Source organism: Caballeronia temeraria, from assembly GCF_001544795.2.
GTDB classification, from domain to species: domain Bacteria; phylum Pseudomonadota; class Gammaproteobacteria; order Burkholderiales; family Burkholderiaceae; genus Caballeronia; species Caballeronia temeraria.
Genome location: NZ_FCOI02000001.1, coordinates 34,576 through 48,398, shown reverse-complemented (window position 1 = coordinate 48,398; position 13,823 = coordinate 34,576). Strand labels below are relative to the sequence as shown.

Annotated in this window: 12 protein-coding genes; 7 read left to right on the top strand and 5 right to left on the bottom strand. The window is 63.8% G+C overall.

The features are described from left to right. Window positions 1–40 precede the first annotated feature (40 nt). The 3 genes from AWB76_RS00195 to purN are packed head-to-tail and all read right to left on the bottom strand — an operon-like array spanning window position 41 to window position 3,354. Window positions 41–1,405: a mechanosensitive ion channel family protein gene (locus AWB76_RS00195; RefSeq protein ID WP_061158134.1), complete on the bottom strand. Its 1,365-nt coding sequence runs from the start codon at window positions 1,403–1,405 to the stop codon at window positions 41–43. A gap of 3 nt (window positions 1,406–1,408) precedes the next feature. Next, window positions 1,409–2,707, bottom strand: a complete 1,299-nt coding sequence (locus tag AWB76_RS00190) for an RsmB/NOP family class I SAM-dependent RNA methyltransferase (RefSeq protein ID WP_061158133.1) — start codon at window positions 2,705–2,707, stop codon at window positions 1,409–1,411. Next, window positions 2,704–3,354 (bottom strand): phosphoribosylglycinamide formyltransferase, encoded by a 651-nt coding sequence (purN, locus tag AWB76_RS00185; RefSeq protein WP_061158132.1) that lies wholly within the window; start codon window positions 3,352–3,354, stop codon window positions 2,704–2,706. The genes AWB76_RS00190 and purN overlap by 4 nt, the downstream gene beginning before the upstream one ends. 150 nt (window positions 3,355–3,504) lie before the next feature. Here purN and AWB76_RS00180 point away from each other — a divergent pair, with 150 nt between their 5' ends. The 6 genes from AWB76_RS00180 (at window position 3,505) to dut (ending at window position 10,686) form a co-directional block, all read left to right on the top strand. Further along, on the top strand, window positions 3,505–4,500 hold the full coding sequence (locus AWB76_RS00180; protein ID WP_061158131.1) for a bifunctional riboflavin kinase/FAD synthetase: 996 nt from the start codon (window positions 3,505–3,507) through the stop codon (window positions 4,498–4,500). A 107-nt stretch (window positions 4,501–4,607) separates the two neighbouring features. Further along, window positions 4,608–7,439, top strand: a complete 2,832-nt coding sequence (gene ileS / locus AWB76_RS00175) for an isoleucine--tRNA ligase (protein WP_061158130.1) — start codon at window positions 4,608–4,610, stop codon at window positions 7,437–7,439. Beyond that, a complete protein-coding gene (gene lspA, locus AWB76_RS00170) occupies window positions 7,440–7,958 on the top strand; it encodes a signal peptidase II (protein ID WP_061158129.1) in 519 nt (172 codons plus the stop codon). Window positions 7,959–8,012: 54 nt separating this feature from the next. Then, window positions 8,013–9,221: a bifunctional phosphopantothenoylcysteine decarboxylase/phosphopantothenate--cysteine ligase CoaBC gene (gene coaBC / locus AWB76_RS00165; protein WP_061158128.1), complete on the top strand. Its 1,209-nt coding sequence runs from the start codon at window positions 8,013–8,015 to the stop codon at window positions 9,219–9,221. Next, window positions 9,218–10,228, top strand: a complete 1,011-nt coding sequence (locus tag AWB76_RS00160; RefSeq protein WP_061158127.1) for an LLM class flavin-dependent oxidoreductase — start codon at window positions 9,218–9,220, stop codon at window positions 10,226–10,228. Before coaBC ends, AWB76_RS00160 begins: the two co-directional genes overlap by 4 nt. A gap of 11 nt (window positions 10,229–10,239) precedes the next feature. After that, on the top strand, window positions 10,240–10,686 hold the full coding sequence (dut, locus tag AWB76_RS00155; RefSeq protein ID WP_061158126.1) for a dUTP diphosphatase: 447 nt from the start codon (window positions 10,240–10,242) through the stop codon (window positions 10,684–10,686). 73 nt (window positions 10,687–10,759) lie between these two features. On the opposite strand, the gene clpA is transcribed toward dut, so the two are convergent. Both clpA and clpS read right to left on the bottom strand, forming a co-directional pair. After that, window positions 10,760–13,063 carry an ATP-dependent Clp protease ATP-binding subunit ClpA gene (gene clpA / locus AWB76_RS00150; RefSeq protein WP_061158125.1) on the bottom strand — a complete coding sequence of 768 codons (2,304 nt, stop codon included), beginning with the start codon at window positions 13,061–13,063 and terminating at the stop codon, window positions 10,760–10,762. Then, on the bottom strand, window positions 13,060–13,374 hold the full coding sequence (clpS, locus tag AWB76_RS00145; protein ID WP_014190611.1) for an ATP-dependent Clp protease adapter ClpS: 315 nt from the start codon (window positions 13,372–13,374) through the stop codon (window positions 13,060–13,062). Before clpS ends, clpA begins: the two co-directional genes overlap by 4 nt. Before the next feature lie 67 nt (window positions 13,375–13,441). On the opposite strand from clpS, the gene AWB76_RS40600 reads away from it, so the two are divergent. Then, window positions 13,442–13,813 carry a hypothetical protein gene (locus AWB76_RS40600; RefSeq protein WP_157696026.1) on the top strand — a complete coding sequence of 124 codons (372 nt, stop codon included), beginning with the start codon at window positions 13,442–13,444 and terminating at the stop codon, window positions 13,811–13,813. Window positions 13,814–13,823 lie beyond the last annotated feature (10 nt).

Here is a 13,823-nt window from a genome sequence, read left to right as displayed (position 1 = left end):
TCACCCGTCAAATCGAAAGATTGAAGCAGCCGCGCAGTAATCAGGCAACGGGCGCCGCGCCACCGGCGCGTGGTCCGGCACTTATTGCCGATTCGCCGTCCGGACCGGGCACGCCGTCGATAATTCTTATCTCGCGCTGGGCGTACGGGATTTCAATACCATGCTCGCAGAATAACCGCCAAACCGCGCGGTTGACGTGCGACTTTACGCCGCCCGTGCCCTTCGCGGCCTCCTCGATCCAGAAGCTCAACTCCAGATTGATACCGTCCGCGCCGAAACTCGCAAGCAGCGCGGCAGGCGCCGGGTCTTGCAACACACGCTCGACGCCCTGCGTCGCCTCGACAAGCAACTGCATCGCCCGTTCGACGTCGCACCGGTAGCTCACCTGCACCGCGATCTTCGCGTTGCCGCGCGTGAGGAACGACGAGTGGTTCTGCACGACATCGGTGATGAGCTTTTCGTTCGGGATCAGCGTTTCGATGCCGTCGAGCCCGCGCACGACCGTATAGCGCGTGCGAATCTGCGTGACCGTGCCCTGATTTCCGCTGACATTGATCATGTCACCGAGCCGCAAGGAGCGATCCAGCAGAATGATGAAACCCGAGACGTAATTGCTCGCGATCTTCTGCAAGCCGAAGCCCAGCCCGACGCCGAGCGCGCCGCCGAACACGCCGAGCACCGTAATGTCGATGCCGACGATCGACAGACTCACGAGAATCGCGGCGAGGATCATCAGCGCCCGGCCGATCCGCGCGAGCACCACCTTGAGATTCGCGTCGAGCGAGCGGGCGCGCATCAAGCGGTCGTCGAGCAGCGCGCCCGCCCACATCGCGACGATCAGCGTCACGCACACCCACAGCACGCCCGAGGCGAGCGAGAGCAGCGTCATGTGCGCGTTCGCGAAGTTGAAGCGCACGCTCGCCATCCAGTCGACGACGTCGTCCTGGATGCCCATGACGGTGAACACCATCGCGGCCCAGACGACCACCGTCACGAGCTTCTCGAACAGATAGAGCAGCGCGTTCGCCTCGTGCTCCGCCTGGCCGCGGCTGAACACGCGCCGCGCGACGTAGAGCATCGTGTAGATGACGGTGATCCCGCACAGCGGCACGAGCGCGAGCCGCAGCAGCGACGTATGGATGAACGGCGCGAGCACGACCAGCGCGATCGACACGAAAACCGTGCCGAGCAACGGAAACAGCGCCTTGTTGAGACTTTCCGCGCCGAAGCGCACGGCTTCGAAACGCGACTGGCGGCGCGCATCAAGCTTCTTGCGAAGCAGACGCGCGCACCACCACGCCACCGCGAAGAGGCCGAGCAGAACGGCCACCTGCCAGATCACTTCCGGCTCGCCGAAATCGCGGAAAAGCCGCGCGGAGAGTTCGTTCAGGAAGTGGCTCTGCATCGCTTACGCGGTTTCTTCAACCGCCTCGGGCGTCTTTCCGGGCTCGGGCACGCGCTCCAGCACGGCCGCGAAAAAGCCGTCCGTGCCGTGCTTGTGCGGCCACAGCGACAGATATTCGCCCGTATCCAGATCGATGCGCTGCTCCGCCAGCACGTCGCGCGCGGGCACGACGCGAAAGTTCGGATGCGTTTCCAGAAACTGCTGCACGACGTCTTCGTTTTCCGCGTCGAGCATCGAGCAGGTCGCGTAGACGAGGCGGCCGCCGGTCTTCACGAGGCGCGCGGCGCTCGTGAGAATCGAAAGCTGCTTGGGCGTGAGTTCCGCGACGCTCGCGGGCGACTGACGCCACTTCAGATCCGGATTGCGGCGCAGGGTCCCGAGGCCGGAACACGGCGCATCGACGAGCACGCGGTCGATCTTGCCTGCCAGGCGCTTGATCTTCGCGTCGTGCTCGCTGTCGATGAGCACCGGATTCACGTTCGACAGCCCGCTGCGCGCGAGACGCGGCTTGAGCTTCGCCAGCCGGCGATCGGACACGTCGAACGCGTAGAGGCGGCCGGTCGAGCGCATCATCGCGCCGAGGGCGAGCGTCTTGCCGCCCGCGCCCGCGCAAAAGTCGACGATCATCTCTCCGCGGCGCGGCGCCATCAGCGAGCAGAGCAACTGGCTGCCCTCGTCCTGCACTTCGATCCAGCCTTCCTGGAACGGCGCGAGACGCGTCAGCGCGGGCTTGCCTTCCACGCGCACGCCGAACGGCGCGAACGGCATTTCTTCCGCGTCGATGCCGGCTTCGGCCAGCGCCTTCAGCACGACCTTGCGGTCGGCCTTGATCGGGTTCGTGCGCAGGTCGAGCGGCGCGGGATAGTTCAGCGCGGCGGCGAGCTGCGCGAGTTCCTCGGGCGAGAAGCGCTTGCCGAGCGCGTCGTAGATCCACTGCGGCAGATTCGTGCGCACGCGCACCGGCAGCGTCGCCGGATCGATCTTCGAGACTTGCGCGAGCCATTGATGCTCGTCGGCGGAAACGAACGGCTTCAGCGCGGTCAGGCCGGCCGTCATCATCAGCCCGAGCAGCGCGAGACGACGAGCCTGGTTGCCGCTGCCGCTCTCCGCGAGATGGGAAAACTCCATCTTCCGGCGCAGCACGGCGAACACCGCCTCGGCGATCACGCCGCGCTCGGCGTGCCCAAGCTTCGGATGCGCGCGGAAGAAGCGGCTCGTCGCGGCATCGGCGGGGCCGGAAAAGCGGAGCACGTCCGCCAACAATGTTTCGGTTTGTCCGATCAGAAATCCATGCAGCCTCATGCGCCCTCCCCGGCAACGTCGGCAAAGAGCCATTGCGGCTCAGACGGCGTAAGGGCGACACGTTCGCCCTCGACAGTTAAACGCCCCTCGATAAACCAGCGCACCGCGCGCGGATAAATTTCGTGCTCGACCTTGAGCACGCGCGCGGCGAGCGCGGCGGCATCGTCGCCGGCGATGACCGGCACCGCGCCCTGCGCGACGATCGGCCCGTGATCGAGCGCCGGCGTCACGAAATGCACGCTCGCGCCGTGCACGCGCACGCCGGCGTCGAGCGCCTGCTGATGCGTGCGCAAGCCCGGAAAACACGGCAGGAGCGACGGATGAATATTGAGCATGCGCCCGGCGTATTTCGTGACGAAGGCGTCGGTCAGCACGCGCATGAAGCCCGCCAGCACGACGAGATCGGGCTCGAAGCGGTCGATTTCGCCCGCGAGCGCGGCATCGAACGATTCACGCCCGTCGAACTGACGATGATCGACCACTTTGCTTTCGATGCCGTTCGCGGCCGCGAAGCCTAGCCCGGCGGCATCGGGCCGGTTGGAAATGATCGCGCAGATGCGGGCCGGCCAGCCATCGCGCGCGCATGCACGCACGACGGCCTCCATGTTGCTCCCGCGTCCGGAGATCAGGATGACGATTTTTTTCATCCGCGGATTTTATCATTCGAAGGGTGCGAAAATCGTGCCAAACGGGATTGGTCAGGCATCGAGCCGGGGCGCCCGCGCCCGTCCATCCGTGCGAGCGTTTATAATCTAACGCTTTGCGGCATCAGCCCCTCCCACCGACCATCGCCTATCGTGAGAGTCTTTCGCGGCCTCCCCAATGCCGAAAGCCGGGCGCCCTGCGCACTGACCATCGGCAATTTCGACGGTGTCCATCGCGGTCACCAGGCGCTGCTCGCGCACGTCCGGGCCGCCGCCGACGCGCGCGGCCTGCCGGTCTGCGTGATGACCTTCGAGCCGCATCCCCGCGAGTTCTTCAATCCGGCAGGCGCCCCGCCGCGCATCGCCATGCTGCGCGACAAGCTCGAAGCGCTGCGCACCAACGGCGTGGATCGCGTGGTGGTCGAGCATTTCAACAAGACATTCGCGGGCCAGTCGCCGGATACGTTCGTGAAGAACGTCATCGTCGACGGCTTGCACGCGCGCTGGGTCATGGTCGGCGACGACTTCTGCTACGGCGCGAAACGCGCGGGCAATTTCGAGTCGCTCAAGGCCGCCGGCGAGAAATACGGCTTCGAAGTCGAACAGATGGCCACGGTCGCGCATCCGAACGGCACGCGCATTTCGTCGTCGTCGGTGCGTGCGTCGCTGGTCGCGGGCGATCTCGACGCGGCCCAGGTCGCGCTCGGGCGTCCGTACATCATCAGCGGCCATGTCGTGCACGGCGCGAAGCTCGGCCGCGATCTCGGCTTTCCAACGCTGAATCTGCCGATCGCGCACAGGCGGCCCGCGCTCGCGGGCATTTTCGTCGTGCGCGTGCACGGCCTCTCCGATGAACCTTTGCCCGCCGTCGCAAGCCTCGGCCTGCGTCCGACCGTCGACGATTCCGGCCGCGTGCTGCTCGAAGTCTTCGTGCTCGACTGGCACGGCGACGCCTACGGCAAGCTCGTGCGCATCGAATTCCTGAAGAAGCTGCGCGACGAGGAAAAGTACGTCGACCTCGAAACGCTCGGCGCGGCCATCGCGAAGGATGTCGACAACGCGCGCGCCTATTTCGGCCTGCCGCCCGCGAGCAATGCGGGCAGCCGCGCCACGGGCTTCGCCATTTCGGCGACCGATCGAATTAGGTGAGCGCGCGGCGCCCGGGTCCAGACCCGCACGCGCCGCCCGCTGCCCCGCTTCCCGAATCATCGCGCGCCGAAGACAGGCGCCGTCTCACCGAATTCACTGAGTCACCCATGAGCGACAAGAAAGAGAAAGCCTCCTCGAAGTATCCCGTCAACCTGCTCGACACGCCCTTCCCGATGCGCGGCGACCTGCCCAAGCGCGAGCCCGCGTGGGTCAAGGAATGGCAGGACAACCGGATCTACGAGAAGATCCGCGCGGCGAGCAAAGGCCGCAAGAAGTTCATCCTGCACGACGGCCCGCCGTACGCGAACGGCGACATCCACCTGGGCCACGCGGTCAACAAGATCCTGAAGGACATGATCGTCAAGGCGCGCAATCTCGCGGGCTTCGACGCCGTCTACGTGCCAGGCTGGGACTGCCACGGCATGCCGATCGAAATCCAGATCGAAAAGCAGTTCGGCAAGACGCTGCCCGCCATCGAGGTGATGCAGAAGGCGCGCGCCTATGCGGGCGAGCAGATCGAGAAACAGAAGGTCGGTTTCCGGCGTCTGGGCGTGCTCGGCGACTGGGACAACCCGTACAAGACGATGAACTTCGCCAACGAAGCGGGCGAAATCCGCGCGCTCGGCAAGATCATGGAAAAGGGCTTCGTGTTCCGCGGCCTGAAGCCGGTGAACTGGTGTTTCGACTGCGGCTCGGCGCTCGCCGAAGCGGAAGTCGAGTACAAGGACAAGACCGATCCGACCATCGACGTGATGTTCGCGTTCGCCGAACCGGAGAAGACCGCGCAGGCGTTCGGCCTGCCGGCGCTGCCGCGCGCGGAAGGCGGCATCGTCATCTGGACGACGACACCGTGGACCATTCCCGCCAACCAGGCGCTGAACGTGCATCCGGAGATCGTCTACGCGCTCGTCGATACGCCGCGCGGCCTGCTGATCCTCGCGCAAGAGCGGGTCGAAGCTTGCCTGCAAAACTACGGCCTGAGCGGCGATGTCATCGCGACGACGACCGGCGAGAAGCTCGCGAACGTGCGGTTCCATCATCCGCTCGCGGCGGCGCATCCGGGCTACAAGCGCACCGCGCCGGTCTATCTCGGCGACTACGTGACGACCGAAAGCGGCACGGGCATCGTGCATTCGTCGCCGGCGTATGGCGTGGAAGACTTCGTGTCGTGCAAGGCGCACGGCATGCCGGACTCGGACATCATCAATCCGGTGATGGGCGATGGCCGCTATATCGAATCGCTGCCGCTCTTCGGCGGGCTGTCGATCTGGAAGGCGAATCCGCAGATCGTCGAAGCGCTCGAAGGCGCGGGCTCGCTGCTGAAGAGCGAGAAGTACACGCACAGCTACATGCACTGCTGGCGCCACAAGACGCCGATCATCTACCGCGCGACCTCGCAATGGTTCGCCGGCATGGACGTGAAGCCGAAGGACGGCGGCAAAACGCTGCGCGAAACCGCGCTGGAAGGCGTCGAGAACACGGCGTTCTATCCTTCGTGGGGCAAGCAGCGTCTTTACAGCATGATCGCGAATCGCCCGGACTGGACGCTCTCGCGTCAGCGTCAATGGGGCGTGCCGATGGCGTTCTTCGTGCACAAGGAAACCGGCGAGCTGCATCCGCGCACGCTGGAATTGCTGGAAGAAGTGGCGAAGCGCGTGGAGGAAGGCGGTATCGAAACGTGGCAATCGCTCGATCCGCGCGAGCTGATTGGCGACGACGCCAACCTGTACGAAAAGAACCGCGACACGCTCGACGTGTGGTTCGACTCCGGCACGACGCACTGGCACGTGCTGCGCGGCTCGCACAAGGATTCGCTGCAATTCCCGGCCGACCTCTATCTGGAAGGCTCGGACCAGCATCGCGGCTGGTTCCATTCGTCGCTGCTCACGGCGTCGATGCTCGATGGCCGCCCGCCCTACGACGCGCTGCTCACGCACGGCTTCACCGTCGACGGCGAAGGCCGCAAGATGTCGAAGTCGCTCGGCAACGGCATTGATCCGCACGAAGTGGCGAACCGCCTCGGCGCGGAAATCATCCGCTTGTGGATCGCATCGACGGATTATTCGGGCGAGCTCGCGATCTCCGAGGAAATTCTCAAGCGCGTGACGGAAACGTATCGCCGCATTCGCAACACGCTGCGCTTCCTGCTCGCAAATCTCTCCGACTTCGATTTCGACAGAGACGCGCTGCCGGTTCAGGACTGGCTCGAAATCGATCGTTACGCGATCGCGCTCACGCGCAATCTGCAGGACGACGCCCTCGCGCACTACGAGAAGTACGAGTTCCATCCGGTCGTCGCGAAGATCGCGACCTTCTGCTCGGAAGATCTCGGCGGGTTCTATCTCGACGTGCTGAAGGATCGTCTCTATACGACCAAGACCGGTTCGCGCGAGCGCCGCAGCGCGCAGACCGCGCTGTTCCATATCGCGCACGGTCTGCTGCGTCTCGTCGCGCCGTATCTGTCGTTCACGGCGGAAGAAGCGTACAAGGTGCTCAAGCCCGGCCAGGAGACGATCTTCACCGAAGTCTTCGCGAGCTATCCGGACATCGCGAACGGCGGCGATCTGCTCGACAAGTGGACGCTCATCCGCCACGCGCGCGGCGACGTGACCAAGGCGCTCGAAGAAGCACGCACGGCGAATCAGATCGGCTCGTCGTTGCAGGCGGAAGTCGTGGTGCGCGCGAGCGGCGCACGGTATGACGCGCTCGCCAGCCTCGGCGATGCGCTGCGCTTCGTGCTGATCACGTCGTCGGCGCAAGTGGAGAAAGTGGCGAGCGAAGCGGACGAAGGCGTCGATGTCATCGCATCGAGCTACATGAAGTGCGAGCGATGCTGGCACTACTGCGCGGATGTCGGCTCGCACGCGGAGCATCCGGGTCTGTGCGGCCGCTGCTTCTCCAATCTCTTCGGCGCAGGCGAAACGCGAGGCGCGGCATAAATGGCTCGGACGATGGCAAAGCAAACTTCCGTTAAAAGTGCGAGCAGCGGTTCGCTCGCGCCGTGGCTCGGCGTCGCGCTGATCGTGATTCTGTTCGACCAGTTGACGAAGATCGCCGTGCAGCGCGTGTTCGCCTATGGCGATCCGCATGCGCTCACGCCCTTCTTCAACCTGCTGCTCGTCTATAACCGCGGCGCGGCGTTCAGCTTCCTCGCGATGGCCGGCGGCTGGCAGCGCTGGGCGTTCACGGCGCTGGGCGTCGTCGCGGCGATCGTGATCTGCTATCTGCTCAGGCGTCATTCCGGGCAGCGCATGTTCTGCACGGCGCTTTCGCTCATCATGGGCGGCGCGATCGGCAATGTCATCGACCGGCTCGCGTACGGGCACGTCATCGACTTCCTGGACTTTCACGTGAACGCGTGGCACTGGCCCGCGTTCAATCTCGCCGACAGCGCGATCACCGTCGGCGCGGTGCTGCTGGTGTTCGACGAATTGCGGCGCGTGCGCAGTTCTCGTTGATGTTCACGACGCGGCTCCTTTCACGGAGCCGTGTTCTTTTGCGATGGAGGCAAGTTGGAACTCGCGGGCAAACATCTCGTTTTAGGGCTGACGGGCGGCATCGCCTGCTACAAGATTGCTGAACTGACGCGCCTGCTCATCAAGGCCGGCGCGACCGTGCAGATCGTGATGACCGAAGCGGCCACGCAGTTCATCACGCCCGTCACGATGCAGGCGCTCTCGGGCCGTCCCGTCTACACGTCGCAGTGGGATGCGCGCATGCCGAACAACATGCCGCATATCGACCTTTCGCGCGAGGCGGATGCCATCGTCATCGCGCCGGCATCGACGGATTTCATGGCGAAGCTCGCGCACGGCATGTGCGACGACCTGCTCTCGACGCTGTGCATCGCGCGCGATTGCCCGCTGCTCGTCGTGCCCGCGATGAACCGCCAGATGTGGCAGAACCCGGCGACGCAACGCAACGTCGGTCAGCTTCGTGCCGATGGCGTCGAAGTGCTCGGTCCGGATTCCGGTTCGCAGGCGTGCGGCGAAGTCGGCGATGGCCGCATGATCGAGCCGGAAGCCGCGTTTGAGGCGATCTGCGCGTTCTTCCAGCCGAAGATCCTGCGTGGCCAGCGTGTGCTGATCACCGCCGGTCCGACCTTCGAGCCGCTCGATCCGGTGCGCGGCATCACGAATCGCTCGTCGGGGAAGATGGGCTTCGCGCTCGCGCGCGCGGCGGCGCAGGCGGGCGCGGACGTGCATCTCGTCGCCGGTCCCGTTTCCCTGCCGACGCCGTGGGGCGTGTATCGCGAGGACGTGCAGACCGCGCAGGAGATGCACGACGCCGTGATGGCCGCCACGCCCGATGCCGATATCTTCATCGCGGTCGCCGCGGTCGCGGACTGGCGTGTCGATCATGTGAGCGAGCAGAAGATCAAGAAGACCGGCGACGTCTTGCCGACCTTCAGCTTCGTCGAAAATCCGGACATTCTCGCGACGGTCGCGAAGCTGCCGAATCCGCCCTACTGCGTCGGCTTTGCCGCCGAAAGCGGCGACCTCGACGTGCACGGCGCCGAGAAGCGCAAGCGCAAGAACGTGCCGCTTCTGATCGGCAACATCGGTCAGCTTACGTTCGGACGCGACGACAACGAAGTCGTGCTGTTCGAAGAGCGCGGCACGACGCCGCTGCCGCGCGCCGGCAAGCAGGAACTCGCCCGCACGCTGATCGTGGAAATCGCAAAACGCGCGCCGAAAACCGGCGGCCCGCTGCTGTCATGACGAAGCTCTCCGTACTCGACCAGACGCCGGTCATCCACGGCCATAGCGTCGCGGACGCCATCGCCGCGACGCTCGATCTCGCGCAACTCGCCGACGATCTCGGCTACACGCGCTACTGGTGCGCGGAGCATCACGGCTTGTACGGCGTGTCGAATCCGTGCCCCGAGGTCATGCTCGCGCGTATCGGCAGTCTGACGAAGCGCATCCGCATCGGTTCGGGCGGCGTGATGCTGCCTTATTACTCGCCGTTCAAGGTCGCCGAGCAATTCCTGATGCTCGAAGCGCTGTTTCCGAATCGCGTCGATCTCGGCGTCGGACGCGCGCCCGGCGGCGACATGCGCACAGCGCAGGCGGTCGCGTCGGGTTCGTACAATCGCGGCGATGTATTCCCGCAGCAGGTCGCAGAACTGATCGCGCTTTTCAGCGGCAACATTCCCGACGATTCGCTCGCCAAAGGCGTGCTGTTGCAGCCGCAGATCGATACGCGCCCCGAACTGTGGATGCTCGGCTCCAGCGACTTCGGCGGCTTGCTCGCCGCGCAGCTCGGCATTCGTTTCGCGTTCGCGCACTTCATCAACGCGCAGTACGGGCATCGCGTGGCTCAGGCGTATCGCGAGCGCTTCACGCCGGGCCACGAGCAAAAGCCGTATCTCGCGGCCGCCGTGTTCGTCATTTGCGCGGATACGGATCGCCAAGCGGAAGCGCTCGAACGCGCCGTCGATTTGCGTCGCGTGCAGATGGCGTATGGAATCAACCAGCCGATTCCGTCGATCGCGCAAGGCATCTCGCAGATCTACGGCGAGCGCGAACTCGCCGTGATCGCGCAGGAGAAGGCGCGCAGCATCATCGGCACGCCGGAGCGCGTGACCGCGAAGCTGCACGCACTGCAGGAACAATTCAACGCCGACGAACTGATCGTGATCACGGTCTCCGGCAGCTACGCCGCGCGCACGCGCTCCTATCAACTTCTGGCCGAAGCCTTCGAGCTCGGCCACTCGATTCAATAACGCCTCGATCCATGAAACTCGACGTCAAGATTCTCGACGCGCGCATGCGCGACTTCATGCCCGCCTACGCCACGCCCGGCAGCGCGGGCCTCGATCTGCGCGCGTGCCTCGACGCGCCGCTCGTCATCGAGCCGCATCAGACCGTGCTCGTGCCGACCGGCCTCGCCATTCATCTCGCCGATCCCGGCTACGCCGCGATGATCCTGCCGCGCTCGGGCCTCGGCCACAAGCATGGCATCGTGCTCGGCAATCTGGTCGGGCTGATCGATTCGGACTATCAAGGACAACTGATGGTCTCGACGTGGAATCGCGGCGACACCGCATTCACGTTGAATCCGCTGGAGCGTCTCGCGCAAATGGTGATCGTGCCGGTGGTGCAGGCGCAGTTCAATATCGTCGACGACTTCGATGCAAGCGAGCGCGGCGCGGGCGGCTTCGGCAGCACCGGCAAGCACTGAGCGTCATCGGGGAGCAGGCGAAAAAAAACGGCGCGGTCGAAACCGCGCCGTTTGCACTTCAAGACCCCTTCTATTAATCCACTTCGATCGCTTCCGGATTCGGATTGCGCGGCGGCGCCGAGTTCTCGTCGAACGTCAACAGGACCTTGTCGTCCGCGTCGACATCCACGGTCACGCGACCGCCGTTGACCAGCTTGCCGAACAGCAGTTCGTCCGCCAGCGCACGACGGATCGTGTCCTGGATCAGACGCTGCATCGGACGCGCGCCCATCAGCGGATCGAACCCGTGCTTCGCAAGATGCTTGCGCAGCGCATCGGTGAAGACCGCATCGACCTTCTTCTCGTGCAGCTGATCTTCCAGTTGCATGAGGAACTTGTCGACCACGCGCAGGATGATTTCCTCGTCCAGCGAGCGGAAGCTGATGATCGCATCCAGACGGTTGCGGAACTCCGGCGTGAACATGCGCTTGATGTCGGCCATTTCGTCGCCCGACTCGCGGCGCGACGTGAAGCCGATCACCGCCTTGCCCATCGCCTCGGCGCCCGCGTTCGTCGTCATGATGATGATGACGTTGCGGAAATCCGCCTTGCGGCCGTTGTTGTCCGTCAGCGTGCCGTGGTCCATCACCTGCAGCAGCACGTTGTAGATGTCCGGATGCGCCTTCTCGATTTCATCGAGCAGCAGCACGCAGTGCGGCTTCTTCGTGACGGCTTCGGTCAGCAGACCGCCCTGATCGAATCCGACATAGCCCGGCGGCGCGCCGATCAAACGGCTCACCGCATGACGCTCCATGTACTCCGACATGTCGAAGCGCAGCAGTTCGATGCCCAGCGTGAACGCCAGTTGCTTCGCGACTTCGGTCTTGCCGACTCCGGTAGGCCCGGAGAACAGGAACGCGCCGATTGGCTTGTCGAGCTTGCCGAGACCCGCGCGCGCCATCTTGATCGATGCCGACAGCGCGTCGATGGCCGGGTCTTGCCCGAACACGACGGCCTTCAGATCGCGATCGAGCGTCTGCAACTTGCTGCGGTCGTCCTGCGACACGCTTTGTGCCGGCACGCGCGCGATCTTCGAGATGATCTCTTCGATCTCGCTCTTGCCGATGGTCTTCTTCTGCTTCGACTTCGGCAGAATGCGTTGCGCCGCGCCCGCCTCGTCGATCACGTCGATCGCCTTGTCCGGCAGATGACGATCCGTGATGAAGCGCGCCGACAACTCCGCCGCCGCCGACAGCGCACCCGACGAATACTTCACGCCGTGATGCTCTTCGAAGCGCGTCTTGAGACCGCGCAGAATGGCCACCGTCTGCTCGACGGTCGGCTCGGTAACATCGACCTTCTGGAAACGGCGCGACAACGCCGCGTCCTTCTCGAAGATGCCGCGATATTCCGTGAACGTGGTCGCACCGATGCACTTCAGCTGACCCGACGACAACGCCGGCTTCAGCAGATTCGATGCGTCGAGCGTGCCGCCCGATGCCGCGCCCGCGCCGATCAGCGTATGAATTTCGTCGATGAACAGAATGGCGTGCGGACGCTCTTTCAGTTCCTTCAACACCGTCTTCAGACGCTGTTCGAAATCGCCGCGATACTTCGTGCCCGCGAGCAACGCGCCCATGTCGAGCGAGTACACTTGCGCGTCGGCGAGAATATCCGGCACTTCGCCGCGCGTGATGCGCCAGGCGAGACCTTCGGCGATCGCCGTCTTGCCGACGCCGGCCTCACCGACGAGCAGCGGATTGTTCTTGCGACGGCGGCACAGCACCTGCACGACGCGCTCGACTTCCAGTTCGCGGCCGATCAGCGGATCGATCTTGCCGTCCTTCGCCAACTGGTTCAGGTTCTGCGTGAACTGGGCAAGCGGCGTTTCCTTCTGCGCGGCGGCGTCTTCCGATTCCGGATTGGCTTCGCTGTTCGTCTTCGCTGCGTCGCCGCTGTTCGTCTTCGCGATACCGTGCGAAATGAAATTCACGACATCGAGACGCGTGACGCCCTGCTGCTGCAGGTAGTACACCGCGTGCGAATCCTTCTCGCCGAAGATCGCGACGAGCACGTTGGCGCCGGTCACTTCCTTCTTGCCGTTCGAAGTCGATTGCACGTGCATGATCGCGCGCTGGATCACGCGCTGGAAACCAAGCGTCGGCTGAGTATCGACGTCGTCCGTGCCCGGCACGGTCGGCGTGTTGTCATGAATGAAATTGCGCAGGTTCTGACGCAAATCTTCAATGTTGGCTGCGCAGGCGCGCAACACTTCAGCCGCGGTCGGATTGTCCAACAGGGCGAGCAGCAGATGCTCGACCGTTATGAACTCGTGCCGCGCCTGACGTGCTTCCATAAACGCCATGTGCAGACTGACTTCCAGTTCCTGGGCAATCATGCTTCCTCCATCACGCACTGCAGCGGATGTCCCGCCTGCCGTGCATGGCTAACGACTTGCTCAACTTTGGTCGACGCAATGTCTCGCGTGTAGACCCCACAAACTCCCCTGCCTTCGCGATGAACCTTCAGCATGATCTGCGTCGCAGTCTCACGATCTTTATTGAAGTATTCCTGCACGACCATCACGACGAATTCCATCGGCGTGAAGTCGTCATTCAGCAGCACCACCTTGTACATGGCCGGCTTCTTGAGCTTCTGCTCCTGCCGCTCCAGTACCGTGCCATCCTGCTTGTTGGGATTGATCGCCATACACCCATTCTAAACAACACGGACGACCTCGCAATTGCTGCTCCAGCCCCGACCGCCCGGTCGGAATGTGCCGCTGAAACTGCATTCGCACAGCTATCGTCCATCGAATCCTGCCGCTGCCCAACATTTCGGCGCGGCCCGCTTGCACCTCGTCGAAATCAGTATCGCACAGCTTCAAAAAAAACATACCGCAGACCAGGCGCGGCGGGCCGCCGGGTATCACACAAGTGAGTCGATTATGCGACTTTTCAAGATGCCTTGCTTGGACGGCAGCACACACGCAAAGCAGGAATTACCCTACGAATGTGCTCTTTGCAACGAGCTTAACGGCTATCCCAAAAATTCCTTGACACCCGATTTAAGAGATTTAACAATCAAACTGGCACTTTTTTCCGGGGGCCAACCACGGACGAAAAAAGAGGCCGAGGTGAGCTTGTGAGGAGGGGGCG

What these genes read in the sequence shown, in the direction of transcription:
- AWB76_RS00190 (WP_061158133.1), bottom strand. Translation starts at nt 2,707, where the DNA reads ATGAGGCTGCATGGATTTCTGATCGGACAAACCGAAACATTGTTGGCG.
- purN (WP_061158132.1), bottom strand. Translation starts at nt 3,354, where the DNA reads ATGAAAAAAATCGTCATCCTGATCTCCGGACGCGGGAGCAACATGGAG.
- lspA (WP_061158129.1), top strand. Translation starts at nt 7,440, where the DNA reads ATGGCTCGGACGATGGCAAAGCAAACTTCCGTTAAAAGTGCGAGCAGC.
- clpA (WP_061158125.1), bottom strand. Translation starts at nt 13,063, where the DNA reads ATGATTGCCCAGGAACTGGAAGTCAGTCTGCACATGGCGTTTATGGAA.
- AWB76_RS00160 (WP_061158127.1), top strand. Translation starts at nt 9,218, where the DNA reads ATGACGAAGCTCTCCGTACTCGACCAGACGCCGGTCATCCACGGCCAT.
- dut (WP_061158126.1), top strand. Translation starts at nt 10,240, where the DNA reads ATGAAACTCGACGTCAAGATTCTCGACGCGCGCATGCGCGACTTCATG.
- AWB76_RS00195 (WP_061158134.1), bottom strand. Translation starts at nt 1,405, where the DNA reads ATGCAGAGCCACTTCCTGAACGAACTCTCCGCGCGGCTTTTCCGCGAT.
- clpS (WP_014190611.1), bottom strand. Translation starts at nt 13,374, where the DNA reads ATGGCGATCAATCCCAACAAGCAGGATGGCACGGTACTGGAGCGGCAG.
- ileS (WP_061158130.1), top strand. Translation starts at nt 4,608, where the DNA reads ATGAGCGACAAGAAAGAGAAAGCCTCCTCGAAGTATCCCGTCAACCTG.